Here is a 25,131-nt window from a genome sequence, read left to right on the forward strand (position 1 = left end):
GTCTCTCCCTGTTTTGATGGGGAGAGTCTGGGCAGCCTGTGTGGGGGATTTATGTGGGCAATGTGGAGACTGTGTGGAGATGCAGCACCACGTGCACACCGCCCGGCACATTGCCGATCTGCAAGGCGCCGCCGTGCAGCTTCATGACTTCCTCGACAAAGTTGAGGCCCAGGCCGGTGCTCTTGCGCCCGCTGCCGGGACGCGGCAAGGAATAGAAGCGCTCGCTGAGGCGCGGCAGGGCGTAGTCGGGGATCGGTGCGGCCTGGTTGAACAGGCTCACCTGCACGTCGTTGTGCAGCGTCTGTGCGCTGAATCTCAACACGCCACCGGGCGGTGTGAAGTCCAGCGCGTTGTCCAGCAAGTTGCCCAGTGCCTGACGCAACAGGAAGGGCTCGCCAAACACCCTCACATCCGCCGCAATCCCTTGCTCGACGTGCAGCCCGGCGCTTTCGATTCGCGCACACTGGGCGTTGAGTACAGCGTCGACCAAGGCCGCCAGCGGGATGCTCGCCTGCGCCTCCAACCCCTGGCGTTGCTCGACCTGCGCCAGGTTCAGCAGGCGTTCGATCAACTGCTGCAGGCGCGCGCTTTCGCTGTCGATATTGCCGACGAAGCGCTGCTGCTGTTCGCGGCTCATCTCGCCCTGCAACAGCTCGGCCGCGCCGCGAATCGCAGCCAGCGGACTTTTCAATTCATGGGTCAGGGTGTGCACGTAATGTTCGACGTAGGCCTTGCCCTCCAGTTGCGTGCGCATGTGCTCGACGGCGGTGGACAGCTGCTTCAGCTCGCCGCCGCGATAATGCGGCAGCTCTGCCCTTCGGCCCTCACTGACGGCTTCGGCGTAGGCGGTCAGGCGACGCAGCGCAACGCTCAGCCACCACGACAGCAACGCACCGAGCAACAGGCCGAGGATGACCAGGCCCGCGCCGTACCACAGCAGGCGGCGTTCAGTGCGGTCGACATACGGCTGCAACGAGCTGTTCGGTTTCGCCACGGTGACCACGCCGATGATCTGCCCGTTATCGCGGATCGGCGCGCCGACGTGCATCACCGATGAGGTGGGGTCATCCGCTGCGCTGCGGGTGGAGCGCGCGCCGTATTCGCCGCGCAGGGTCAGGTAGACGTCGTTCCACTTCGAGTAGTCCTGGCCCACGGCTTCGCCCGTGGAGTCGAGCAGCACGGTGCCCTTGGCGTCGGTCACGTAGATACGGTGGTTGACCTGGTTTTTCGGCAAGCCCCAGATGGTCGCGCCGGGCTGGCGGTTGCCATAGGCCTTGAGCAATTCGGGCCAGTGGCTCTGGCCGAGGGTGCCGTTCTTCACGTCTTCGCGCAGGATTTCGGCCAACAGGTTGGCAGTGTCCACCAGGGTTTCTTCGGTGGACTGGCGCACGCCGGGGCGGATTTCCTTCATCACGGTGCTGAGCACGAAATAACCGGTGAGGCCGATAAACAGCGCATACACCAGGAAAATCCGCAGCCCCAGGCGCATCAGCTGTTGCTCGGGCTGTAGCTGTAGCCGAGGCCGCGATGGGTCTGGATCGGCTCGGCATCGGCGGCCACGCTGCGTAACTTGCTGCGCAGGCTCTTGATATGGCTGTCGATATTGCGCTCGTAACCGGCGTCGGCCGCCACGCCCACCGCGTCCAGCAACTGCTCGCGGCTGAACACCCGCTCGGGTTGCTCCAGCAGGCTTTGCAGCAGGCGGAATTCATGCCGGGTCAGGCTCAGGGGTTGGCCACGATAGCTGATCTGCATGCGCTCCAGATCGACCTGGAACAGCGCCGGCGCCACACCGGGGCCGACGCGCTTGAGGATCGCCCGCACCCGCGCCGCCACTTCCCGTGGGCTGAACGGCTTGACCACGTAATCGTCGGCGCCGATCTCCAGCCCCACCACGCGGTCGATCTCGCCATCCCGCGCGCTGAGGAACATCACCGGCACTTCACTGAAACGGCGCAATTGCTTGCAGGTTTCAAAACCGCTGATGTCCGGCAGGCCGATGTCGAGGATGATCAGGTCGGCGGGGGTCTGGCGCTGATGGGCCAACGCCTCCTGGCCGAGGCTCAGCCAGGTGGTGGTAAAGCCCTCGCCTTGCAGGGCGAATATCAGCGTGTCGGCTATCGCCGCTTCGTCTTCGACAATCAGGATGTGGGGCATGGGTTCAAATCAGCAGTCCGGTTTGTCGGCAGTGTAGCGACGGGCCGGGTTTACTGCTGCGCCAAATTCACGCAAGGCCTTGGCGCCGATCAGCAACGGGTAATTGAAGCTGCTGCGGTCGGTGAGGTTGACCTCGACGGTACGCTTGACGTTGCCCAGGCACATTTCCAGGTCGATGACCGGGCGTTTGGCCACAGTGGCTTCGTCCTTGTCGTCGTCTTCATCGGCGCGGCTCTTGATCTTGCTGATGCGCGACACCTTGTGTTCGTAGACCTTGTTGGTGGCGTCCTTGCCGCCGAGGCGGAAGCGCACCCAGTCGTCACCGTCACGGGTGAAGGTCTCGATGTCACGGGCCGACAGCGAAGCGGTCAGCGCGCCGGTGTCCATCTTGGCCTTGAAGGTTTCGCCGATCTCCGGCAACTGGATGTATTCATAGCGACCGTAAAGGGTCGGCTCGGCGGCCATGACAGGCAGGGCAACCAGGGCGAGGGAGGCAAGAAGCAGTTTCACGAAGTGATTTCCTCGGAAAGAAGTAGGCGGATTCTAGACCGCAAAGACAGCACTTAGTTAGTCACGCCCACCATAACCGGCACATTGTGAAACATTCGTACGGCCATTTGCGATTTGGCCTCTAGACTCAGCTTGCTTATGATGGCCCGCCCACACGATTCCAAGAGTTACTTATGCGCCGCCTGCTCACCGGCTGTTTGGTTTCACTGCTGCTGTTGCTCAACACCCTCGTCCTGATCGGGCCACTGCTGGTGTTTGCCCTGCTCAAACTGGTGGCGCCCGGTCGCTATCGGGACTACGCCTCATGGGCGGTGATGTGGATCGCCGAGACCTGGGCCGAGATCGACAAGCTTATTTTCGCCTTGTGCATCCCCACCCAATGGGACATTCGCGGCGGTGATGAGCTGCGCGGAGACACCAGCTATCTGGTGATCAGCAACCATCAATCCTGGGTGGACATCCCGGCGCTGATCCAGGCCCTCAACCGCCGCACGCCGTTCTTCAAATTCTTCCTGAAAAAAGAGCTGATCTGGGTGCCCTTCCTGGGCCTGGCCTGGTGGGCCCTGGATTACCCGTTCATGAAGCGCTACACCAAGGCGTTCCTGGCCAAACACCCGGAGCTGGCAGGGCAGGACTTGAAGATCACCAAGGAGGCGTGCGAGCTGTTCAAGCGCCAGCCGGTGACCGTGGTCAATTACCTCGAAGGCACGCGGTTCAGCGAGGCCAAGCGCAAGCAGCAGGCTTCGCCATTCACTCACTTGCTCAAGCCCAAGGCGGGCGGCGTGGCGTTTGTGCTGGCGGCAATGGGCGAACAACTGGACGCCGTGCTCGACGTGACCGTGGTGTATCCGCAGCAAAAGATTCCGGGGTTCTGGGAGTTGATCAGCGGCGCGGTGCCCAAGGTGATCATCGACATCCAGACCCGTGAGCTGGACCCGGCGTTGTGGCAGGGGGATTACGAGAATGATCCGGCGTTTCGCCAGACCGTCCAGAACTGGGTCAACCAGCTCTGGAGCGAAAAGGATCAGCGTATTCGGCGACTGCGTGGCTAAACGTTCCGAAGGTGCCTGCGTCTTACGTATTCCTGAGGGCTGCCATGAGTTCCAGCTGTAAGTCAGCATCACTGCGCTGGGTGTTCGCAAGGAACGCTTCCAGGTCGGTCCGCAGGGCCGCAACGAACCGATCAATATCCTTTCCCGAACGGTCAGCATCGAGGAAAGCCCGCAGCTCGCAAATTACCTTATCCGCGACTGGATGGTCATGAAGGAAGCTCGCATGCTCTGTCAGTGCGTCCCAGCTGGCCAGATCCACCTTTCGACCTTCCAGGTCTCTTATTACATTCGGATCGTTTTGCAGTTGCTCCGCCAATTTGGCCAGCGCCTTCAGATCATCGTCAGTCACGCCTTTTTGCCCGCTATTGCCAGGCAAACTCTCAAGCTTGAGGTTCGGATCGTTTTGCAGTTGCTCCGCCAACTTGGCCTGCGCCTTCAGATCATCGACCGTCATGATGAGCGGTTGGTGTGGCTGGTTGCGCGGATGCTCAGGCGACCTTTCCGGCACGAGGTGCTGATGTAAACGGCGCAAGTCCGCGAGCAAATGCTTCGAGGCCTGCTCAGGGTTCTTGCCATGCATCACAGCATCCAGGGCATTGCGTAAATCCGAGATCAACCCGGACGGCAGGCCAAGCCGCTGATTCTTGGCAACGTCAACTGTGTGGTTCGGCTCATAACGGTCATAGGTAAAGTGAGAGGGCAGGGACAGTCCCGGCGTGGCGGTTGAATTCATGAGAGCACCATTGAAGTCAGTTGGATTGGCGTCCAGCAGTCGCTTGTTGCGATAGCGAGTAAGGACAGTCCTGGGTGGTGCTCTTCTTTCCTACGGTTCCTGCCCTCTCATCAGAAAACGTTTCGCGGGAAAACTCGGCATTTCGAGACAAACAAAGGCGTCCTGATTGTAGGAGCGCCATTGCGTCGACGTCGACGGATGTATCAGCTACCGGTGCCCCACGCTTGCGCCAGCTTGCCGAGCACGGAGCTATTGGCACCCTGCCCGCCCAGGTACTGCAGGATCACCGGGGCAAACTGGCCGACCATGCCACTGTCCATCCCCAGCGCGCTGAACGCGGTGTTCAGGTCGTTGGTGTTCTTCACGTTACCCAGCAGGCCGTCCAGGCCGCTGGTCTTGCTGCCGCCGGCCTGGCCAAGCATCCCGCTCAAGGCCCCGAGGCTGCCCAATGCATTGTTACCCGAGAGTTGGTCGAGGCCCGGCACGCTGTTGCCCAGTTGCGAATAGTCGTTGCCACTCAGTTTGTTCTTGGCCAGCCCCAGCATGGCACCGGTACCGCCTACGGCTTGTTCGGGGGTGATGTTCAGTTGCGAGGTCAGGGCGCTGAGCAGGCCGGCCGTCTCGGACGACGGTGCGGCAGCTGCGGCCTTGTTGTTGCCCCCTTGCATGCCCGCGATGGCATTGGCCGCATCGCCAAGGCTGAACCCTGCGGCAAACACCGGGGTGGCGGCCAGGCTCATCAGGCAGGAAAGGGCGAAACCGCGTGAAATCTTCATTGGAGCAACCTCTGGATGTCGGGGTGAACGCAGGCGTTGGACTGGGTATCCCGTCGGTTGTTCCAGGCACCTCTGCAACCCCATCGGAATAAGCCGGCCTGAATCCGCGTCAGCAGCAATCGATCAGCAACCCCGGGGGACTGATAGTGAGCTCGGAAAGCAAAGGAGGATCAGTGAGTAAGCGGCCAACGGGCACGACCGTATACCAAGTGCGTTGGCCAACCGTAGATATCCCAAACACGAAAACCCAAATGTGGGAGGGAGCAAGCCCCTTCCCACATTTGGGTTTCTTGTGCCCGGGATTTATGCCGCGCTGAACAACTTATGCGGATCAATCACAAACTTCTTCGGCACGCCCGCATCGAACTCGCCATACCCACGTGGCGCGTCATCCAGGCTGATCACCTGCACACCGACGATCTCGGCAATGTTGATGCGGTCCCACATGATCGCCTGCATCAGTTGGCGGTTGTACTTCATCACCGGCGTCTGGCCGGTGTGGAAGCTGTGGGATTTGGCCCAGCCCAGGCCGAAGCGAATGCTCAGGCTGCCCATTTTTGCGGCGGCATCCACGGCACCCGGATCTTCGGTAACGTACAGGCCAGGGATACCGATCTTGCCCGCCACGCGCACTACGCCCATCAGTGAGTTGAGCACTGTGGCCGGGGCTTCGGCCTTGACGCCGTCGTGGCCATGACCGCGTGCTTCAAAGCCCACGCAGTCGACGGCGCAGTCCACTTCCGGCTCGCCGAGCAGCGCGGCGATCTGTTCATGCAACGGCGTATCGGTGGACAGGTCGACGATTTCAAAACCCTGGGCCTTGGCGTGGGCCAGGCGGATGGAGTTGACGTCGCCGATGATCACCACCGCGGCACCCAGCAGGCGTGCAGACGCGGCAGCCGCCAGGCCGACCGGACCGGCACCGGCGATGTACACGGTGCTGCCAGGGCCAACGCCGGCAGTGACGGCGCCGTGGTAGCCGGTGGGGAGAATGTCGGAGAGGCAGGTCAGGTCACGGATTTTCTCCATGGCCTTGTCACGGTCCGGCAGTTTGAGCAGGTTGAAGTCGGCGTACGGCACCAGCACGTACTCGGCCTGGCCGCCGGTCCAGTCGCCCATGTCGACATAGCCGTAGGCGCCACCGGCACGGGCCGGGTTGACGGTCAGGCACACGCCGGTGTGTTGCTCCTTGCACGAGCGGCAGCGGCCGCAGGCGACGTTGAAGGGCACGGAAACCAGGTCGCCGATCTTCAGGTTTTCGACGTCGCTGCCCTTCTCGATCACTTCACCGGTGATCTCGTGACCGAGCACCAGGCCGGTCTGGGCGGTGGTACGGCCGCGCACCATGTGTTGATCGGAGCCGCAGATGTTGGTGGAGACCACGCGCAGGATGACGCCGTGCTCGATCTTCCTGCCACGGGGGTCCTGCATTTTGGGATAGTCGATTTTCTGTACTTCGACCTTGCCGTTGCCGAGATACACGACACCACGATTACCAGACATGCTTTCACCTCGCTGTTGTTTTTATGGAACTGCGTTGCCCTTTTGGGTGGGCAGCGCGTTTAAGTGCTCGGGTACAGATGCTGTTTCTTGTGTTGTTTGTGAGGGCCTCATCGGCGGCAGTCAGAGCACCACAGTCCTATTGGCATTCAAGAACACACGCCGCTCAATGTGATACCCCACCGCCCGGGCCAATGTCAGCCCTTCGATGTCCCGCCCCTTGGCAATCAGATCCTCGGGATAGTGACTGTGATCCACCACCTCCACGCCCTGGGCGATGATCGGGCCTTCGTCCAGGTCGTTGTTGATGTAATGCGCCGTGGCCCCCACCAGCTTCACCCCCTTGTTGTAGGCCTGGTGATACGGCTTGGCGCCCTTGAACCCCGGCAGCAACGAGTGGTGGATATTGATGGCCTTGCCGTCCAGCTTGCGGCACAGCTCCGGCGACAGCACTTGCATGTAGCGCGCAAGGATCACCAGTTCGGCGCCGGTCTCTTCCACCACTTGCCACACCTGACGCTCCTGGGACGGTTTGTCGTTAGGGTCGAGGGGGAAATGGTAGTAGGGAATTTGATGCCAGTCGGCCAAAGGTTTGAGATCGGGATGGTTGGACACCACCGCGACCACGTCCATCGACAGTTGGCCGATACGCTGGCGGTACAGCAGGTCGTTGAGGCAGTGATCGGCCTTGGAGACCATGATCACCACTTTTGGCCGGTAGTTCGGCGCCGTCAGCTCGAAGATCATGCCAAAGGCTTCACCCCGCGAGGCCAGGCCATCGCGGAACGCCTGCTCATTGAAGCCATCCGGCTGACGGAATTCCACGCGAATAAAAAACCGGCCCGAGAGGCGGTCATCGAACGAATGGTGCTCGGTGACGTAGCAGCCCTGCTCGAACAGATAGCGGGTAACCGCGTCCACCGTGCCGAGCACGCTGGGGCAGTCGGCGGTCAAAATCCATGTATCGGGTGCGCGGCTCATGGGTCATTCCTCAGGCTTGAACGCTCAGGCCAAATTCGGCCGAGGCGTCCTGCAACCACAACCACCAGTAATCCGAGAAGCTGCGGCGAATCACCAGCTCCCAGGTGTCTTCAGCGGTATGGCGAATCACCAGCTGCGACTTGGCGAACACTGTGCCCACCGCCTTGCCCACCGGGAAGTTGTTGGGGTGCACGTCGTAGCTGGTGGACTTCATCAGCACATCGCGCACATTCGGGCCGCTGAGTTCGAGGATCTGCTGGCCGCCGCTGACGTTGACGACCTGGATATGCAGGTCACCCAGGGCGGCGCGAAGGTTTTGTTCGGCGGCGAATTCCTCACCGCCTGGCACGATCAGCAACCACTCATCCGGGCCGAGCCATTGCAGGCTGGTTTCGCCTTTGACGATGACCTGAAGGGCGCCGGGCAGTTCGATGCCCAGGGCCTTGTGCACGCCAGCCGCGAAAGCGGCGTCATGGCCGTCGCCACGGATCGTGAGATGACCAAGCAATTTCTTTTCGCGCACGGTCACGCCGGCGTTCTTGCGGCCCTTGCCGACCAGGCTGGCGAGGTCGGCATGGTGCAGCGACGATTCGGCCTTGGCACCGGAGGTGGGGCGTTGCTGGTAAACATTGGCTGCTGTCATAAAGCACCTGTCTTGAATTCTGTGGTGACTGTTCTGGCCTCATCGGGGGCAAGCCCCCTCCCACATTTGGAATGCATTCCCCTGTGGGAGGGGGCTTGCCCCCGATGCAGGCGACTGGGTCTATCAGATGTTCTGCCGATCACCCTTAGGGTCGAAGAACACCGAGGACACAATCTCCGCCTCGATCACGCTGCCATCCGCCTGGGGCGAGAACACCCGCTCACCGATGCGCTTCAAGCCGCCCTTGACCACGCCCATGGCAAACGAATAACCCAGGGAGTTATGCGCGTAGCTGGAGGTGACGTGACCGACCATCTTCATCGGAATGGTCTGCTTCGGATCGAACACCAGTTGCGCGCCTTCCGGCAGCCACACGTTCGGGTCGATCGGCTTCAAGCCCACCAGTTGCTTGCGCTCTTCACGCACACAGTCTTCCCGGTTCATGCCGCGCCAGCCGATCCACGAGAACGGCTTGGTGCGACCGACACACCAGCCCATGTTCAAGTCGTCCGGGGTCATCGAGCCGTCAGTGTCCTGGCCGACGATGATGAAGCCCTTCTCGGCCCGCAGTACGTGCATGGTTTCGGTGCCGTACGGGGTCAGGTTGTACTTCTTGCCGGCCGCGACGATCTGCTCCAGCACGCCCATGGCGTAGTCGGCCTGCACGTTGACTTCGTACGACAGCTCACCGGTAAACGAGATACGGAACACCCGCGCCGGTACGCCACCCACCAAACCTTCTTTCCAGGTCATGAACGGGAAGCCGTCCTTGTCCAGGTCGATGTCGGTGACTTCCGCCAGCAGCTTGCGGCTGTTGGGGCCGGACAGGGTCATGGTCGCCCAATGGTCGGTGACCGAGGTGAAGTACACCTTGAGGTCCGGCCATTCGGTCTGTTGGTAGATTTCCAGCCACTGCAGCACACGGGCGGCGCCGCCGGTGGTAGTGGTCATCAGGAAGTGGTTGTCGGCGAGACAGGCGGTGACGCCATCGTCGAAGACCATGCCGTCTTCCTTGCACATCAGGCCGTAGCGCGCCTTGCCCACGTCGAGCTTGGTCCAGGCGTTGGTGTAGATGCGGTTGAGGAACTCACGGGCATCCGGGCCCTGGATATCGATCTTGCCGAGGGTGGACGCATCCAGCAGGCCGACGCTGTCGCGCACGGCCAGGCATTCGCGTTTCACCGCGGCGTGCAGGTCTTCACCGTTGCGCGGGAAGTACCATGGACGTTTCCATTGGCCGACGTCTTCGAACTCGGCGCCGTTTTTCACGTGCCAGGCTTGCAGGGCGGTGTAGCGCACCGGCTCGAAGATGTGCCCACAGTGCCGGCCCGCTACCGCGCCGAAGGTCACCGGCGTGTAGTTGGGGCGGAACATGGTGGTGCCCATCTGCGGAATGGTCACGTTCAGCGAGCGCGCGGCAATCGCCAGGCCGTTGACGTTACCGAGCTTGCCCTGGTCGGTGCCGAAGCCCAGCGCGGTGTAGCGCTTGACGTGTTCCACCGACTCGAAACCTTCGCGGGTGGCCAGTTCGATGGCGGCGGCGGTGACGTCGTTTTGCAGGTCGACAAATTGCTTCGGCGCCCGTGCGGTCGCTTTCTCGTGAGGCACCTGGAACAGCGCCAGGGTCGGCTCTTCCAGACGGCTCAAGGCTTTTGGCAGCGTACCTTCCACCGGGGCAAAACCGGCGTCGCTGGCGGCTCGCACGCCGCCTTCAAAACCATCGGCCAGGGAATCGCCAAGGCCGTAGACGCCGTTGATGCCACCGACGCACACGCGTTTCTGCGGGGCTTCACCCGGTACAAAGCCGAGGATGTCTTCGCGCCAGGTCGGCTTGCCGCCCAGGTGCGAGGCCAGGTGGACCACCGGGCTGTAGCCGCCGGAGCTGGCCACCAGGTCGCAGTCCAGCCATTCGCCGGGGCTGGTGACTTTATGCGCCTTGACGTCGATCGCGGCGATACGCGCAGCGGTCACGCGCTTGGTGCCACGGGCCTCGATCACGGCGCTGCCGGTGAGGATCCGAATACCTTTGGCGCGGGCTTCTTCAACCAGTGCACCGCGTGGGTTGTGGCGCACATCGGCCACTGCCACCACTTGCAGGCCCGCGTCCAGCCAGTCCAATGCAACGCGGTAGGCGTGGTCGTTGTTGGTCGACAGCACCAGTTTCTTGCCCGGTGCCACGCCGTAGCGGCGCACGTAAGTGGAGACCGCACCGGCCAGCATGTTGCCCGGCACGTCGTTGTTGCCGTACACCAGCGGACGCTCGCACGCACCGGTGGCCAGCACCACACGCTTGGCACGTACACGATGAATACGCTGACGCACCACGCCAATCGGCGCACGGTCACCGAGGTGATCGGTGAGGCGCTCGTGGATGGTCAGGAAGTTATGGTCGTGGTAGCCGTTGACCGTGGCGCGGGGCAGCAGCACCACGTCCGGCAGGGCTTTCAATTCGGCAATGACACTGGCAACCCACTCGGTGGCCGGCTTGCCGTCGAGGCTTTCGCGGGAATCGAGCAGCGAACCGCCGAACTCTTCCTGCTCATCCGCGATGATCACCCGCGCGCCGCTGCGGGCGGCGGCCAATGCGGCAGCCAGGCCGGCAGGGCCGGCGCCGACCACCAGCACATCGCAGTGACGGTTGAAGTTGTCGTAGGTGTCCGGATCGTTCTCGGTCGGCGAGCGACCCAGGCCGGCGGCCTTGCGGATGTACTTCTCGTAGGTCATCCAGAACGATTGCGGGTACATGAAGGTTTTGTAGTAGAAGCCCGGTGGCATCAGCTTGCCGCCGACCTTGCCGAGGATGCCCATCATGTCGTTGTTGACGCTCGGCCAGCCGTTGGTGCTGGTGGCGACCAGGCCCTGGTACAGCGCCTGTTGCGTGGCGCGCACGTTAGGAATTTGCGTGGCTTCGGTAGCGCCGATCTGCAGCACGGCGTTCGGCTCTTCGGCACCGGCGGCAAAGATGCCCCGTGGGCGCGAGTACTTGAAGCTGCGGCCGATAATGTCGACGCCGTTGGCCAGCAAAGCAGCGGCCAAGGTGTCGCCCTCGAAGCCTTTGTAGCTCTGGCCGTTGAAGCTGAAGGTCAGGACTTTGTTACGGTCGATCCGGCCACCGTTGGACAGGCGATTGATCTGGCTCATACCTTCTCTCCAGAGGCCTTGGCGGTGAACTGAGGCTTCTCACCGATCTTGTAAGTTTCAAGAATTTCGTAGGTCACGGTGTCGCGGGTCGCGTTGAAGTACTGGCGGCAACCGGCAGCGTGAATCCACAGTTCGTGGTGCAGGCCACGGGGGTTGTCGCGGAAGAACATGTAGTCGCCCCACTCTTCATCGGTGCAGGCATTCGGGTCCAGCGGGCGCGGGATGTGCGCTTGGCCGGACGCGTGGAATTCCTCTTCGGAGCGCAGTTCGCCACAGTGAGGACAGAAGATATGCAACATAGGGAATTTCTCCTGTTAGTGGGCGACGGCCGCAGCGCCGTGTTCATCGATCAACGCACCGTTGTGGAAACGGTCGATGGAGAAAGGCGCCGCCAATGGGTGCATTTCACCCTTGGCGAGGCTGGCGGCAAATACGTTGCCTGAGCCCGGCGTGGCCTTGAAGCCACCGGTGCCCCAGCCGCAGTTGAAGAACATGTTCGGTACCGGGGTCTTGGAGATGATCGGGCACGCATCCGGCGTGGTGTCGACGATGCCGCCCCACTGACGGTTCATGCGCACCCGCGACAGCACCGGGAACATCTCGACGATGGCCTGGATGGTGTGTTCGATCACCGGGTACGAGCCGCGCTGGCCGTAGCCGTTGTAGCCGTCGATACCGGCGCCGATCACCAGGTCGCCCTTGTCGGACTGGCTGATGTAACCGTGCACGGCGTTGGACATGATCACGCTGTCGATAATCGGCTTGATCGGCTCCGACACCAACGCTTGCAGCGGGTGGGATTCGATCGGCAGGCGGAAGCCCGCCAGGGATGCCATGTGGCCGGAGTTACCGGCGGTCACCACGCCGACGCGCTTGGCGCCGATGAAGCCTTTGTTGGTTTCCACACCGATGCACACGCCGTTTTCCTTGCGGAAACCGATCACTTCGGTCTGCTGGATCAGGTCCACGCCGAGTGCGTCGGCGGCGCGGGCAAAGCCCCAGGCCACGGCATCGTGACGGGCCACGCCGCCGCGCCGTTGCACGGTGGCACCGAGTACCGGGTAACGAGTGTTTTTCGAGCAATCCAGGTACGGAATCTCGTCGGCCACTTGCTTGGCATTCAGCAGCTCGCCATCCACGCCATTCAGGCGGTTGGCGCTGACGCGACGCTCGGAATCACGGATGTCCTGCAGGGTGTGGCACAGGTTGTAGACGCCACGCTGGGAGAACATCACGTTGTAGTTCAGGTCCTGGGACAGGCCTTCCCACAATTTCATCGCGTGTTCGTACAGGTGCGCCGACTCGTCCCACAGGTAGTTGGAACGCACGATGGTGGTGTTGCGCGCGGTGTTACCGCCGCCCAGCCAGCCTTTCTCGACCACGGCCACGTTGGTGATGCCGTGCTCTTTCGCCAGGTAGTAGGCGGTCGCCAGACCATGCCCGCCGCCGCCGACGATGACCACGTCGTAGACCTTCTTGGGGGTCGGCGTGCGCCACATCTTCTGCCAGTTTTCGTGGTGGCTGAGGGAGTGCTTGAAGAGGCCGAAGCCCGAGTAGCGTTGCATAGTCATTACTCCAAAACCGCGCTCAGCGATAAACCGGGAAATCAGCGCACAGGGCAGACACGTGCTTGGCCACGTTGGCCTCGACGTCGGCATCGCCGAGGTTGTCGAGGATGTCGCAGATCCAACCGGCCAGCTCGATGCACTGCGGCACCTTGAAACCGCGCGTGGTCACCGCCGGGGTGCCGATGCGCAGGCCCGAGGTCACGAATGGCGACTGCGGGTCATTCGGCACGGCGTTCTTGTTGACGGTGATGTGGGCGCGACCGAGGGCGGCATCCGCCTCTTTGCCGGTGAGGCCCTGACGGATCAGGCTGACCAGGAACAGGTGGTTATCGGTGCCGCCGGACACTACATCGTAGCCGCGTTTGATAAACACGCTGGCCATGGCCTGGGCGTTGTCGATCACTTGCTGCTGGTACGCCTTGAAGCCAGGCTCCAGCGCTTCCTTGAAGCACACCGCCTTGCCGGCGATCACATGCATCAGCGGACCGCCCTGGGCGCCGGGGAAGACGGCGGCGTTGAGTTTCTTTTCAATTTCTTCGTTGGCCTTGGCCAGGATCAGACCGCCACGGGGACCGCGCAGGGTCTTGTGGGTGGTGGTGGTGACCACATCGGCGTACGGCAGCGGGTTCGGGTACAGGCCGGCAGCGACCAGGCCGGCGACGTGGGCCATGTCGACGAACAGCAGCGCGCCTACTTTGTCAGCGATAGCGCGAAAGCGTGGGAAATCCAGGGTCTTGGAGTAGGCGGAGAAACCGGCCACGACCATTTTCGGCTTGTGCTCCACCGCCAGGCGCTCGACTTCGTCGTAGTCGATCAGGCCGGTATCGGTGTTGATGCCGTACTGCACCGCGTTGTACAGCTTGCCCGAGGACGACACCTTGGCGCCGTGGGTCAAGTGACCGCCGTGGGCCAGGCTCATGCCCAGGATGGTGTCGCCCGCATTGATCAGCGCCAGGTACACGGCGCTGTTGGCGGACGAACCGGAGTGTGGCTGTACGTTGGCGTAATCGGCGCCGAACAGCTGCTTGGCGCGTTCGATGGCCAGGGCTTCGACCTTGTCCACGTGCTCGCAGCCACCGTAGTAGCGCTTGCCCGGGTAGCCTTCGGCGTATTTGTTGGTGAGGCCGCTGCCCTGGGCTTCCATCACACGCTTGCTGGTGTAGTTCTCCGACGCGATCAGCTCGATATGATCTTCCTGACGCTGCTCCTCGGCGTTCATGGCCGCCAGCAGTGCGTCGTCATATCCCTGGATCTGGTCTTGTTTGCTGAACATCGCGTCTCTCCCAGCCTTTCGTATTGTTGAGGCCCGTGCAGGGCCCTTTGATGCGATGGTAGGGCTGGCGCAGACAGGTCAAATGCCTGCGCACGCCACGCAAAGGTGCGTTTACGACATTGCCGGAACAACACGAAACAAATGTGGGAGGGGGCTTGCTCCCGATAGCGGTGGGTCAGGCGATGATGTGGCGCAGGAGCAGGAGCAGGAGGAAGTGCAGCGGATAAAGGGCGTAGGCCCAGCGGCGCATTGCTGGCGGCGAGGTGCTATGGGCATGTCGCAATAAGACCAGGCCCACCAATGGCGCAATCAGGCAGGTCGCCAACCCCAACAGCGCCACCGGCGTACCGCTATTGAGCAGGATCTGCCATTGGTTGGCGGCCACGCAGACCGATCCTGGCAACACACTGAAGTACCAAGGCCGGCGAAACACCAGCAACATCGCCAGTGGCAGCAACACACCAAAGAAACCGAACATTAAGTGCGACGAAAATACCGCCGCTATCGTGACGGCGATCAACGCCAATCCTCGATCAACAAACGCCTTCTGCTGCCATCCTCGGGCAACCAGCAGCCCCAGCGCCAAGGTGGGCAGCACGTTCAACGTATCGGCGTCCTCGATAAACAGCCGATACGGCACTTCGCTGATCACGCTGAACAGCAACAGCCAGCCCAGGTAGCGCCATTGCCCGGTCACCGGCGCATTTCGGGCCCGGTGCAGGTTCGCCGCAATCGCCAGGCAAAACCACGGGAACGCCAGGCGCCCCGGCACATACAGGCCATCGAGGCTCAAACCGACATAACGCAGGTGGTCGAGCACCATGCTCAGCAGCGCCAGCCACTTGAGCAAATCCAAAGCGCCATCACGGACGCGTCCGACAGGCATCGTTTCAGAACCGTGCATAATTCCCCAGTGACTTTGCATTTACAGTGCGTGCGCAGCGCCAACCTTCTTGGTTACAGTGCGCACCAACATCGACCACAGGAATGGGCCATGACCGACAAGAGCCAACAATTCGCCAGTGACAACTATTCGGGCATTTGCCCCGAAGCCTGGGCCGCCATGGAACAAGCCAACCAGGGTCATCAACGTGCCTACGGTGATGATGAATGGACCCACCGCGCCGCCGACGGTTTCCGCAACCTGTTCGAAACCGACTGCGAAGTGTTCTTCGCCTTCAACGGAACGGCCGCCAACTCCCTGGCGCTGTCCTCCTTGTGCCAGAGCTACCATAGCGTGATTTGCTCGGAAACCGCCCACGTCGAAACCGACGAATGCGGCGCGCCGGAGTTTTTCTCCAACGGCTCCAAGCTGCTCACCGCCCGCACCGAAAACGGCAAGCTGACCCCGGAATCGATCCGCGAGATCGCCCTCAAGCGCCAGGACATCCACTACCCCAAACCCCGCGTAGTGACCCTGACCCAAGCCACCGAAGTCGGCAGCGTCTACACCCCGGAAGAAATCCGCGCCATCAGTGCGACCTGCAAGGAACTGGGGCTGAACCTGCACATGGACGGCGCACGTTTTTCCAACGCCTGTGCGTTCCTCGGCTGCTCACCCGCCGACCTGACCTGGAAAGCCGGAGTGGACGTGTTGTGCTTTGGCGGCACCAAGAACGGCATGGCCGTGGGTGAGGCCATCCTGTTCTTCAACCACAAGCTGGCCGAAGATTTCGACTACCGCTGCAAACAGGCCGGCCAACTGGCCTCGAAAATGCGTTTCCTCTCCGCCCCCTGGGTGGGCTTGCTGGAAAACGACGCCTGGCTCAAACATGCGCGCCACGCCAACCACTGCGCACAATTGCTCAGCAGCCTGGTGGCGGATATTCCCGGTGTGGAGTTGATGTTCCCGGTGCAGGCCAACGGCGTGTTCCTGCAACTGTCGGAACCGGCGATTGCCGCGCTGACGGCCAAGGGCTGGCGCTTCTATACCTTCATCGGCAAAGGCGGGGCGCGGTTCATGTGCGCGTGGGATACCGACGAAGAGCGAGTACGGGAATTGGCCGCAGACATCCGCGAAGTCATGGGCGCCTGACAATGACTCACTGATGTACATAAAACAAATGTGGGAGGGAGCAAGCCCCCTCCCACATTTGGATTGTGTTGTGCCTGCTCGAGCAATCAGAACTCGATGCGCACATCGCCCTTCGGTACGCTGCAGCACGACAGGATGTAGCCTTCGGCTTCGTCTTCCTCGGTAATCCCGCCGTTGTGGTCCATCTCGACCTCACCGCCCAGCTTCATCACCTTGCACGTTCCGCAAATCCCCATGCCGCAGGCTTTCGGAATCAACAGCCCAAGCTTGGCCGCCGCTGCGTGGACGGTCTCGCCAGGTGCGACGCGAATGCTCTTGCCTGAGGCGATGAACTCCACCTGGTGCAGATCCGCCAGATCGATTTCCGGGGCATCCGCCGCTTGCTCGGCCTGCTCCACCGCGTCGGCGCGGGCTTCCGGCGGCGTGGCGCCGAAGGATTCCTCGTGGTAGCGCGCCATGTCGAAACCGGCGACTTCCAACAGGCGTTTCACCGCATTCATGTAGGGCGTCGGGCCGCAGCAGAACACTTCGCGCTCAAGGAAGTCGGGCACCATCAGTTCGAGCATCTTGTGGTTCAGGTAACCGCGATAACCCGCCCAGGGCTCACCCAGGCCGTGCTTCTCACAGATCAGGTGCAGGCTGAAGTTGTCGATCCGCGACGCCATATGCTCCAGCTCGCGGTGGTAGATGATGTCCTTGGGCGAACGGGCACTGTGGATAAACGTCATGTCGACGTTGGCGTTGGTGTCGTAGAACCAGCGGGCCATGGACATCACCGGCGTGATCCCCACGCCGCCACTGAGGTACAGCACTTTCGGGCTGGGGAAGTCGATGGCATTGAACAGCCCGACCGGCCCGTGCACCGCCAATTCCTGGCCTTCATGCAGGGTGTCGTGCAGCCAGTTGGACACCTTGCCGCCCGGCACACGCTTGATGGTCACCGAGAAGCTGTAGGGCACCGACGGCGAACTGGAAATGGTGTACGAGCGCATGATCGGCTGGCCGTCGATTTCCAGCTCCAGGGTGACGAACTGCCCCGGCTTGAAAAAGAACAGGATCGGCTGGTCGGCCATAAAGCAGAAGGTGCGCACATCCCAGGTTTCCTGGATGACTTTGACGCAACGGACGATGTGCCGACCATTGGCCCAGGTCTGGGTGGTTACCGGATTCAGGAAATTATTGGACATGTTGTTCTCCACCGCCGACGTCGGCCTTATGGTGGCGATTCTGCGTAACGCGGGAACCGCCCATTTACCTATCTGCGACATTCACATACTTATCGCGACCAGCCCCCATGCCACGGGGGTTGCGCGTCGGGAACAGAGTGGGCCATGTCGCTCATGGATAAGGTTCGGCGCATCAGCAGCCCCACACTCGCTCCCAACAACGACGTTTTCTTTACGCCTTGCTGCAAACCTGATCAGCCACTATTCGTCGGCCACACAGAATGGCCATGAGGACACACACGATGGACGTCACCGCAACCTTAAGCTTGGGCGATCCGCTGGAACCCGCACGCAAGGCCACCGCGCAAATGCTGCAAGAGCGCGAGCGCACGTTTTCGCTGCCGCAGCCGTTCTACTCTGATGAGCGGCTGTTTGATATCGACATGCAGGAGATCTTCCAGAAAGAGTGGTTGATCGCCGGCATGACCTGCGAGATCCCCAGCAAGGGCAACTACCTGACCCTGCAAGTGGGCAAGAACCCGATCATCGTGATCCGTGGCGCCGAAGGCGTGGTGCATGCGTTCCATAACGTGTGTCGCCACCGTGGCTCGCGCCTGTGCACCAGCGACAAGGGCAAGGTTGCCAAGCTGGTGTGCCACTACCACCAGTGGACCTACGAGCTGGACGGTCGCCTGCTGTTCGCCGGCACCGAGATGGGCGCCGATTTCGACATGAAGCAATACGGCCTCAAGCCGGTGAACGTGAAGACCGCCGGCGGCTACATCTTCATCAGCCTGGCCGAGAACCCGCCGGCCATCGATGATTTCCTGTCGACGCTGAACCACTACATGGAACCCTACGACATGGAGAACACCAAGGTGGCGGTGCAAACCACCTTGATGGAAAAGGCCAACTGGAAGCTGGTGCTGGAAAACAACCGCGAGTGCTACCACTGCAATGCGTCGCACCCCGAGCTGTTGAAAACCCTGCTGGAATGGGACGACGTCACCGACCCACGCGCCGACCAGGCCTTCAAGGACCATGTCGCCGCTTCGGCCGCTGCCTGGGATGCCGAGAAGATCCCTTACGCCCACGCCAGCTTCGGCCTGCGTAACCGTATCGTGCGCATGCCGCTGCTCAAGGGCACCGTGTCGATGACCCTGGACGGCAAGCAGGGCTGCGCCAAGCTGATGGGCCGCATCAAGAACCCCGACCTCGGCTCGATGCGCATCCTGCACCTGCCGCATTCCTGGAACCACTGCATGGGCGATCACATCATCGTGTTCACGGTGTGGCCGATCAGCGCCCAGGAAACCATGGTGACCACCAAGTGGCTGGTGCACAAGGACGCCGTGGAAGGCGTGGACTACGACGTGGAGCGCATGCGCCAGGTATGGGACGCCACCAACGACCAGGACCGTCGCCTGGCCGAAGAGAACCAGCGCGGGATCAACTCCACCGCCTACCAGCCTGGCCCGTACTCCAAGACCTATGAGTTCGGCGTGGTGAACTTCGTGGACTGGTACAGCGAGCGCATGTTGAACAACCTCGGCGCAGCCCCGGCGCCTTACCTGAAAGGCGTGGCTGCGCACGAGTAACCGATACCCACAGCTCAAAACTGTGGGAGGGGGCTTGCCCCCTCCCACACTTGAACCTCACACTGCTTAATATTTGATCGACTGTCTCGCAGACCACTGCCAGCCTGCCCTCCAGCCTTTACCCAACAACTTATCCACAAAGCCACCCACAGCAATTGTGGGCAACTGCGCTATCGCATCAAAATTAATTGAAGAAAATCCGTGACTTATTCAAGTTGACGGTTCCAGCGGCATATTGATCATTTATTGATCAAACCCCTAAAAGCCACGTAGAACGTGACCTGTAGCGGTACGCAAACACCTTATCCACAGAACCGCCAACAGACTTTGGGGGCAACTTCGGCAGCGCTGTGGAAAACCGCGTCAAACCTTCATATACCAAGGGTTTCAGCTATATTCCTGGGGTTTAACGGCAATTTGATCAATAAACAACCAGACGAAGGAAAGCCTCTATTCATAAGGCCTGTAGCGGATAGCAAACATCTTATCCACAGAAGCGCCAACAGACTTTGGGGGCAAGTCCGAACACCGCTTCAACCTTATCCACACGAAAAAGCACCTAAAAACCGTGACTTAGCTTGGTTATTTTTCGTACAACGGCTTACAGACGTTGATTTACGGGGGTTGTGGAGACTCACGAACATCTTATCCACAGCTACGCTCACAGCGTTTGTGGGTAAACCCACAACCTGTACAAAAAACACCCAGCATCTACACTCATCCTTGCAGTCAATTCCATGGCCTGGGTTAACGCGGAAGTCCTTGGCAGCCTGATCGGGAGGAAGAACGGTGATGTGGCAGGGCAAGCCCAGCCATCACTGCGCCAAAGGTTTTACGCTGATTGAATTACTACTGACGCTGGCCCTGCTGGCCACGCTTGCGACAGTGGCTTATCCGCTGACAGCATTGATGGGTAAACGTGATCGAGAACTGGACCTGCAACGCTCGCTGCGGGAAATCCGGCGTGCGATCGATGCCTACAAAGACGCCAGTGACGATGGCCGCATTGAAAAGAGCATCACTGACAGCGGTTATCCACCCTCCCTGCACGTATTGGTCGAGGGGGTGACGGACAAGACCAACCTTCAGGGCAACAAACTCTATTTCCTGCGACGCATTCCCCGCGATCCCGTGTGCGAGTGCCCTGAACGTGCGCCCGCAGAAACCTGGCAACTGCGCAGCTACAAGAGCACTGCGGATAACCCACAAGAGGGAGAAGATGTATTCGACGTTTCATCCCGAAGCACCCGGGAGAGCTTGAATGGAACGTCATACAGCCAATGGTGATCGGGGCTTTACCCTGATTGAGTTGCTGGTGGTCATGGCGATCATCGCCACCCTCATGACCCTGGTCACCCCGCAGTACTTCCGCCAGCACACCAAGGCCCAGGAAACCGTGCTGCGCCACAACCTGTCTTCCATTCGCCAGGCCCTGGACCAATACCGCGAGGACCACGGCGCCAACCCCGAGTCCCTGCAAGCCCTGGTCGACCGCCGCTACCTGCGCGAGATCCCCATGGACCCGCTGACCGGCAGGCGTGATACCTGGCAACTGCAACCTTCGGACGAACAAGGCCTGGGCGATGTACGCAGCGGTGCCACGGGGACCGACACGAACGGGAACGCTTATGCCGACTGGTAAGCACAGCCAGCAGGGCTCGGTGTTCATGGGCATGTTGGTGACAGTGGCGGTGGTGGCCGTGATGCTGATGGAAGTCGGCACCCTGTGGTCCAGCGTGCTGCAGCGCGAACGCGAGCTGGAACTGCTGGCGCGGGGCAATGAAATCCGCCGGGCGATCGGCCTGTACTACGCCGCCGGCAATACCTACCCCAGGTCCCTCGAAGACCTGCTGCTCGACCGTCGCCAGCCCACCCCCCAGCGCTATCTGCGCCGCGCCTATACCGACCCGCTGACCGGCGACGCCGAGTGGGGCGTGGTGGCCGGGCCCGGCGAAAGCATCATGGGTGTGTTCAGCACGGCAAAGGGCACACCGTTCAAACAAGGCAACTTTTCAGTCATCAACCAGAGTTTTACAGGACAAGGCAGTTATCAAGGGTGGGTGTTTCTGTTTGGCCCTGGGCAGAACAACCCTGCAACCCGCATCGCTCCCAAGGGAGATCAACTGAGCAAATGATGCCGATTGAATAAGCACACTGATCGTTCCAGCCGTTCGGAACTTGTTTATCTGAATTGAGGTGGATCAAGCATGAGTAACTTACAGCGCTTAATGAAATGGTTGTTGGCGGCGGTCTTGTTGGCACCGACGCTGGTCATGGCCCACGGTGCGGTGGACACGCCCGTCGCACGACAGGTCTATTGCAGGGCACTCCCGGATTTCTGGTCAGGCAGCCCCAGTGATGCAGGGTGCGCGGCCCTGTCTAAAGTGAGTAAGCAGTATCCAGGCCAGCAATGGAATGAAGTGGCCCATTTGATCAGGCAACCGGGTTACAACGACCCTGAAATCGTCAAACGAGAAGTGCCCGATGGCAAACTTTGTTCGGCGGCTGACAGCAAGAAAGATGGCCTGAACATTGTGTCGGACCAGTGGCATCGCACCGACGTTACGCCCACCAATGGCATGATGGATGTGCGCATCATCGGCACTGCGCCACACGTGCCCAGTTTCGCAAAGGTCTTTCTCACAAACCCGGGCTTTGACCCGACCAGGTCGCCGCTGACCTGGAATGACCTGACACTCATCCACACTCAGCCGTTCCAGATCGCGCAAACCGACTGGGGCAATGATCCACCCATCATTGCGGGGGCCACGGGGTACTTCAAGTTCGCTGTACCTATCCCATCGGGGCAAACGGGCAAAGCCACGCTGTTCGTGCAGTGGCAGCGTATCGATCCAGCGGGTGAAGGGTTCTATAACTGCAGTGACATCAACATCGTCGGTGCCGGAATCCCGGAGCAGTGGGTCGATATCGGCCAATTCATCGATCAGGTCATGGAGACCCTCAAACCGGGTGACTCAGTCCACTTCCGCATCCTCGACAACACACCGGCGGCCAGGGAAGTGGTGGACATTACCCTGCCCATTACCGCGAGCAACCGCGACCCGAACATATGGGGCCAGCAATTGGCGAATCAGATCAACCCAAGCATTGCCAAGGTAGGAGAGAAAAAAGCCGGCAATATTGTATTCAATACCAGCGATGCCAGCGCCAACTCGGTTTACACATTAGCGAAGGGTTACAGCCGTGCAATGGCGATCATTCCTGGCAGTGAAACCCCGATAAACCCTACGGCGCCTGATGCGAAAATAACCGGGCCCACCACCATGCAATCCGGCCGGCCGTTTACCTTCAGTGCCAGTCAGTCCGTGGGGTATAACGGTCCATTGCTCTACAGCTGGACTGTTATCGGGATGAATAAGCCCTACAACCAGATGACTGTAAACGGTGTGGCGGTTACCGTTCGTGAGCCAACGGAGCATGAGGTGCGATTGCTGGTACGGGACGAGCAGAATGGCAAGACCGGCCTGGCGCGGCAGACCTTTACCGTGACCCCTTCCAGTGGCGGCGGGGACTATCCGGCCTACAAAGAAGGCACTGCGTACAACGCCGGCGACATCGTGAGCAATAACGGCAAAAACTATAAGTGCAAACCTCACCCCTACACCGCGTGGTGCGCAGGCGCCGCCTGGGCGTATGCCCCCGGCACGGGCACAGCGTGGGACCAGGCCTGGGACGAAGTTCGATGACCCGCTCGAACGCATATTCAGTTACTGGATAAGCATAAGAGCCAAACGTTATAGGGCGCCTCACGGCGCCTTATATCGAGCAACGCTACAGTTGAAGATGTACTTGAATTGAAAAGGTTCTAACGCAGTCCTACCGGCGGTGCCCGCTTCACAGCGGGCCGGGAGAGTTATACACAACCGCCGTACCTTGGCACTCCCAACAGGGTATTTCCATGCGTATTCACTCATTTATCCACAGCCCCCAGCGTGCCTTCACCTTGCTGGAGCTGCTGGTCGTCCTGCTGATCATCGCCCTGCTCGCCGGCTACGTCGGCCCGAAGATGTTCGACCGCCTGGAACTGGCCAAGGTACAAACCGCCCAGGGCCAGATGAAAGCCCTTGCCGATGCCTTGAACCAGTACCGCCTGGACAACGGCAACTACCCCGACGAAACCCTGGGCCTCGACGCCCTCACCGCCCGGCCCGCCACCGCCAGCCATTGGCAGGGCCCCTATGTGAAGACGCTGCCGCCAGACCCTTGGGGCAACCCGTATCTCTACAAGAACCCCGGCACACCGCCCAACGATGCGGAGATCATCTGCCTGGGCCGTGACGGCAAGGCCGGCGGGGTGAATACCTACGCCGATATTGTGTACGGCCTCTGACATGTACACGCTGCGGCGGGTCCTGATACTGCTGTGCCTCACGGGTACCGCACAGGCCAACTGCTGGCAACTGGCAGCCAGCCGCTACCACGTCGACCCGCTGTTGCTGTACGCCATCGCCAAGGTCGAATCCGGCCTCAACCCCAGCGCACGCAACCTCAACAGCGATGGCAGCCAGGATATCGGCCTGATGCAAATCAACAGCCGCCACTTGCCCGCACTGGCCCGGTTCGGTATCACCGAGCAGCACCTGATCACCCAGCCCTGCACCAGCGTCATGGTGGGCGCGTGGATTCTTGCCGGGTTTATCCGCGAGCAGGGTTATGGCTGGCAGGCCGTGGGCGCCTATAACGCCGGGGCCAAGCCGGACCGGGAAGCACGGCGCTCACGCTACGCCCTGGCGGTGTGGCGTTACTACGCGGTGTTGTTGCAACAGCGCCAACAACGGGCGGGGCAAATGCCATGACCGACTTTGACGTGCGCATCATCCGTGGTGGCCATGTGCAGACCCTGCGCCTGCAAGCCGTTGACGTCGCCCAGGCGCGCCAGCAACTGCAGGCCGACGGCGCCCAGGTCATCTCGCTGAAAGCCCGCCGCCCACTCAAACTCCCCAGCCGCCGCAGTACGTTCGCCCTCGGCCTGTTTATCCAGGAACTGGTAGTCCTGCTCGATGCCGGCCTGGTGCTGGTGGAAGCCGTGGAGACCCTGCGCGACAAGGCGCCCGCCGGCATCAACCGGCAGGTCATGAGCGAGCTGCTCGCCTCGATGTATGAGGGCAACTCGCTGTCCAGGGCGATGCTGCTCAAGCCGCAGACCTTCCCGCCGCTGTTGATTGCCACGGTGGCGTCCTCGGAACACAGCGGCCAATTGGCCGTGGCCCTGCGCCGTTACCATCATTTTGAAGCCCACCTGGCAACCGTGAAGAAGCGCGTCAGCGGCGCCCTGATGTACCCCTTGGTGGTACTCAGCGTCGGCGCGTTGATCCTGCTGTTCCTGCTGTTCTTCGTGATCCCGCGCTTTGCCTCGGTGTTCGACGCCGTGGCCGACCTGCCGGCCACGGCACGCTTTATGGTGTGGTGGGGCGCACTGGTAGACGCGCACGGCATGGAGTTGTTGCTTGGCCTGGTGCTGGCGATTGCCGCGCTGGTGCTGTTGTTGCGCAGCGCCGGCTTCAAGCGCCGCATCGCCCAGCTGTTCTGGAAGATCCCCAGCCTGGGCGCCCAGCGCACGCTGTTTATCCTCGCGCGCTTTTATCGCACCGCCGGCATGTTGCTGATGGGCGGCATGCCGGTGGTTACTGCGGTGGAGCTGTCCGGTGCGCTGCTGCCCGTGGAACACCAGGCGGACCTGCGCCAGGCCATGACCGACATCCAGGCCGGCCAGCCACTGTCCACTGCCCTCGCCCGCCATCGATTGACCACCGCCGTCGCCGAACGCCTGCTACGCGTGGGTGAACAAAGCGGCGAGCTGGCGGCGATGTGCGAGCGCATCGCGCAGTTCCACGATGAAGCGCTGGAGCGTGCCATCGAGCTGTTCAGCAAAGTCTTCGAGCCCTTGTTGATGCTGGTGGTGGGCGGGCTGATCGGCCTGATCGTGTTCATGCTGTACATGCCGATTTTCGAACTGGCGGGCTCCATCCAGGGGTAG

Annotated in this window: 24 protein-coding genes; 10 read left to right on the plus strand and 14 right to left on the minus strand. The window is 61.2% G+C overall.

Annotation, left to right across the window (positions count from 1 at the left end):
• Window positions 1-49 precede the first annotated feature (49 nt).
• From creC to B9N88_RS21190, 3 genes are read right to left on the minus strand one after another with little or no spacing between them, the layout of a single operon-like run.
• Window positions 50-1,489 carry a two-component system sensor histidine kinase CreC gene (creC, locus tag B9N88_RS21180; RefSeq protein WP_027605970.1) on the minus strand — a complete coding sequence of 480 codons (1,440 nt, stop codon included), beginning with the start codon at window positions 1,487-1,489 and terminating at the stop codon, window positions 50-52.
• Window positions 1,489-2,157 carry a two-component system response regulator CreB gene (gene creB, locus B9N88_RS21185; RefSeq protein ID WP_027605971.1) on the minus strand — a complete coding sequence of 223 codons (669 nt, stop codon included), beginning with the start codon at window positions 2,155-2,157 and terminating at the stop codon, window positions 1,489-1,491. The genes creC and creB overlap by 1 nt, the downstream gene beginning before the upstream one ends.
• Before the next feature lie 9 nt (window positions 2,158-2,166).
• Complete coding sequence (locus B9N88_RS21190; RefSeq protein WP_027605972.1) at window positions 2,167-2,667, minus strand: retropepsin-like aspartic peptidase RloA2; 501 nt, start codon at window positions 2,665-2,667, stop codon at window positions 2,167-2,169.
• Window positions 2,668-2,840: 173 nt separating this feature from the next.
• Here B9N88_RS21190 and B9N88_RS21195 point away from each other — a divergent pair, with 173 nt between their 5' ends.
• Window positions 2,841-3,719, plus strand: a complete 879-nt coding sequence (locus tag B9N88_RS21195; protein WP_027605973.1) for an acyltransferase — start codon at window positions 2,841-2,843, stop codon at window positions 3,717-3,719.
• A gap of 22 nt (window positions 3,720-3,741) precedes the next feature.
• Here B9N88_RS21195 and B9N88_RS21200 read toward each other — a convergent pair whose 3' ends face one another.
• The 10 genes from B9N88_RS21200 to B9N88_RS21245 form a co-directional block, all read right to left on the minus strand.
• Complete coding sequence (locus B9N88_RS21200) at window positions 3,742-4,452, minus strand: hypothetical protein (RefSeq protein WP_027605974.1); 711 nt, start codon at window positions 4,450-4,452, stop codon at window positions 3,742-3,744.
• Window positions 4,453-4,655: 203 nt separating this feature from the next.
• Window positions 4,656-5,228: a DUF2780 domain-containing protein gene (locus B9N88_RS21205; RefSeq protein WP_027605975.1), complete on the minus strand. Its 573-nt coding sequence runs from the start codon at window positions 5,226-5,228 to the stop codon at window positions 4,656-4,658.
• 303 nt (window positions 5,229-5,531) lie between these two features.
• Window positions 5,532-6,731 carry a formaldehyde dehydrogenase, glutathione-independent gene (gene fdhA / locus B9N88_RS21210; protein WP_005792122.1) on the minus strand — a complete coding sequence of 400 codons (1,200 nt, stop codon included), beginning with the start codon at window positions 6,729-6,731 and terminating at the stop codon, window positions 5,532-5,534.
• A 120-nt stretch (window positions 6,732-6,851) separates the two neighbouring features.
• On the minus strand, window positions 6,852-7,709 hold the full coding sequence (gene purU, locus B9N88_RS21215) for a formyltetrahydrofolate deformylase (RefSeq protein WP_027605976.1): 858 nt from the start codon (window positions 7,707-7,709) through the stop codon (window positions 6,852-6,854).
• Between the two features lie 10 nt (window positions 7,710-7,719).
• Entirely contained in the window at window positions 7,720-8,352 is a 633-nt protein-coding gene (locus tag B9N88_RS21220; RefSeq protein ID WP_027605977.1) for a sarcosine oxidase subunit gamma, read from the minus strand.
• Window positions 8,353-8,475: 123 nt separating this feature from the next.
• Window positions 8,476-11,493: a sarcosine oxidase subunit alpha gene (locus tag B9N88_RS21225; RefSeq protein ID WP_027605978.1), complete on the minus strand. Its 3,018-nt coding sequence runs from the start codon at window positions 11,491-11,493 to the stop codon at window positions 8,476-8,478.
• Window positions 11,490-11,792, minus strand: coding sequence for a sarcosine oxidase subunit delta (locus tag B9N88_RS21230; RefSeq protein WP_027605979.1), 303 nt, complete (start codon window positions 11,790-11,792; stop codon window positions 11,490-11,492). The genes B9N88_RS21225 and B9N88_RS21230 overlap by 4 nt, the downstream gene beginning before the upstream one ends.
• A gap of 15 nt (window positions 11,793-11,807) precedes the next feature.
• Window positions 11,808-13,058 carry a sarcosine oxidase subunit beta gene (locus B9N88_RS21235; RefSeq protein ID WP_010207084.1) on the minus strand — a complete coding sequence of 417 codons (1,251 nt, stop codon included), beginning with the start codon at window positions 13,056-13,058 and terminating at the stop codon, window positions 11,808-11,810.
• 22 nt (window positions 13,059-13,080) lie between these two features.
• A complete protein-coding gene (glyA, locus tag B9N88_RS21240) occupies window positions 13,081-14,334 on the minus strand; it encodes a serine hydroxymethyltransferase (RefSeq protein WP_027605980.1) in 1,254 nt (417 codons plus the stop codon).
• A gap of 175 nt (window positions 14,335-14,509) precedes the next feature.
• Entirely contained in the window at window positions 14,510-15,238 is a 729-nt protein-coding gene (locus B9N88_RS21245) for a TraX family protein (protein WP_027605981.1), read from the minus strand.
• Between the two features lie 90 nt (window positions 15,239-15,328).
• Between B9N88_RS21245 and B9N88_RS21250 the strand changes: the two genes are divergently transcribed.
• Window positions 15,329-16,369, plus strand: coding sequence for a threonine aldolase family protein (locus tag B9N88_RS21250; RefSeq protein ID WP_027605982.1), 1,041 nt, complete (start codon window positions 15,329-15,331; stop codon window positions 16,367-16,369).
• 86 nt (window positions 16,370-16,455) lie between these two features.
• Here B9N88_RS21250 and gbcB read toward each other — a convergent pair whose 3' ends face one another.
• On the minus strand, window positions 16,456-17,556 hold the full coding sequence (gene gbcB, locus B9N88_RS21255; protein WP_027605983.1) for a glycine-betaine demethylase subunit GbcB: 1,101 nt from the start codon (window positions 17,554-17,556) through the stop codon (window positions 16,456-16,458).
• A 281-nt stretch (window positions 17,557-17,837) separates the two neighbouring features.
• Between gbcB and gbcA the strand changes: the two genes are divergently transcribed.
• The 8 genes from gbcA to B9N88_RS21300 all read left to right on the plus strand — a co-directional run bounded on the left by gbcA (window position 17,838) and on the right by B9N88_RS21300 (window position 25,131).
• On the plus strand, window positions 17,838-19,133 hold the full coding sequence (gene gbcA, locus B9N88_RS21265) for a glycine-betaine demethylase subunit GbcA (protein ID WP_027605984.1): 1,296 nt from the start codon (window positions 17,838-17,840) through the stop codon (window positions 19,131-19,133).
• A 792-nt stretch (window positions 19,134-19,925) separates the two neighbouring features.
• A complete protein-coding gene (locus B9N88_RS21270; protein ID WP_027605985.1) occupies window positions 19,926-20,420 on the plus strand; it encodes a prepilin-type N-terminal cleavage/methylation domain-containing protein in 495 nt (164 codons plus the stop codon).
• The gene (locus tag B9N88_RS21275) at window positions 20,395-20,775 is read left to right on the plus strand and encodes a type II secretion system protein (protein ID WP_027605986.1); all 381 of its coding nucleotides are present in this window, start codon (window positions 20,395-20,397) and stop codon (window positions 20,773-20,775) included. Before B9N88_RS21270 ends, B9N88_RS21275 begins: the two co-directional genes overlap by 26 nt.
• Window positions 20,762-21,268 (plus strand): hypothetical protein, encoded by a 507-nt coding sequence (locus B9N88_RS21280; protein ID WP_027605987.1) that lies wholly within the window; start codon window positions 20,762-20,764, stop codon window positions 21,266-21,268. The genes B9N88_RS21275 and B9N88_RS21280 overlap by 14 nt, the downstream gene beginning before the upstream one ends.
• Window positions 21,269-21,340: 72 nt before the next feature.
• On the plus strand, window positions 21,341-22,840 hold the full coding sequence (locus B9N88_RS21285; RefSeq protein ID WP_027605988.1) for a lytic polysaccharide monooxygenase: 1,500 nt from the start codon (window positions 21,341-21,343) through the stop codon (window positions 22,838-22,840).
• A gap of 212 nt (window positions 22,841-23,052) precedes the next feature.
• Window positions 23,053-23,484, plus strand: a complete 432-nt coding sequence (gene gspG, locus B9N88_RS21290; protein WP_027605989.1) for a type II secretion system major pseudopilin GspG — start codon at window positions 23,053-23,055, stop codon at window positions 23,482-23,484.
• A 1-nt stretch (window position 23,485) separates the two neighbouring features.
• Complete coding sequence (locus B9N88_RS21295; RefSeq protein ID WP_043293568.1) at window positions 23,486-23,950, plus strand: transglycosylase SLT domain-containing protein; 465 nt, start codon at window positions 23,486-23,488, stop codon at window positions 23,948-23,950.
• Complete coding sequence (locus B9N88_RS21300) at window positions 23,947-25,131, plus strand: type II secretion system F family protein (protein ID WP_027605991.1); 1,185 nt, start codon at window positions 23,947-23,949, stop codon at window positions 25,129-25,131. Before B9N88_RS21295 ends, B9N88_RS21300 begins: the two co-directional genes overlap by 4 nt.

Origin of the sequence: Pseudomonas sp. LAMO17WK12:I1, assembly GCF_900177315.1 — a bacterium.
GTDB lineage: Bacteria > Pseudomonadota > Gammaproteobacteria > Pseudomonadales > Pseudomonadaceae > Aquipseudomonas > Aquipseudomonas marginalis.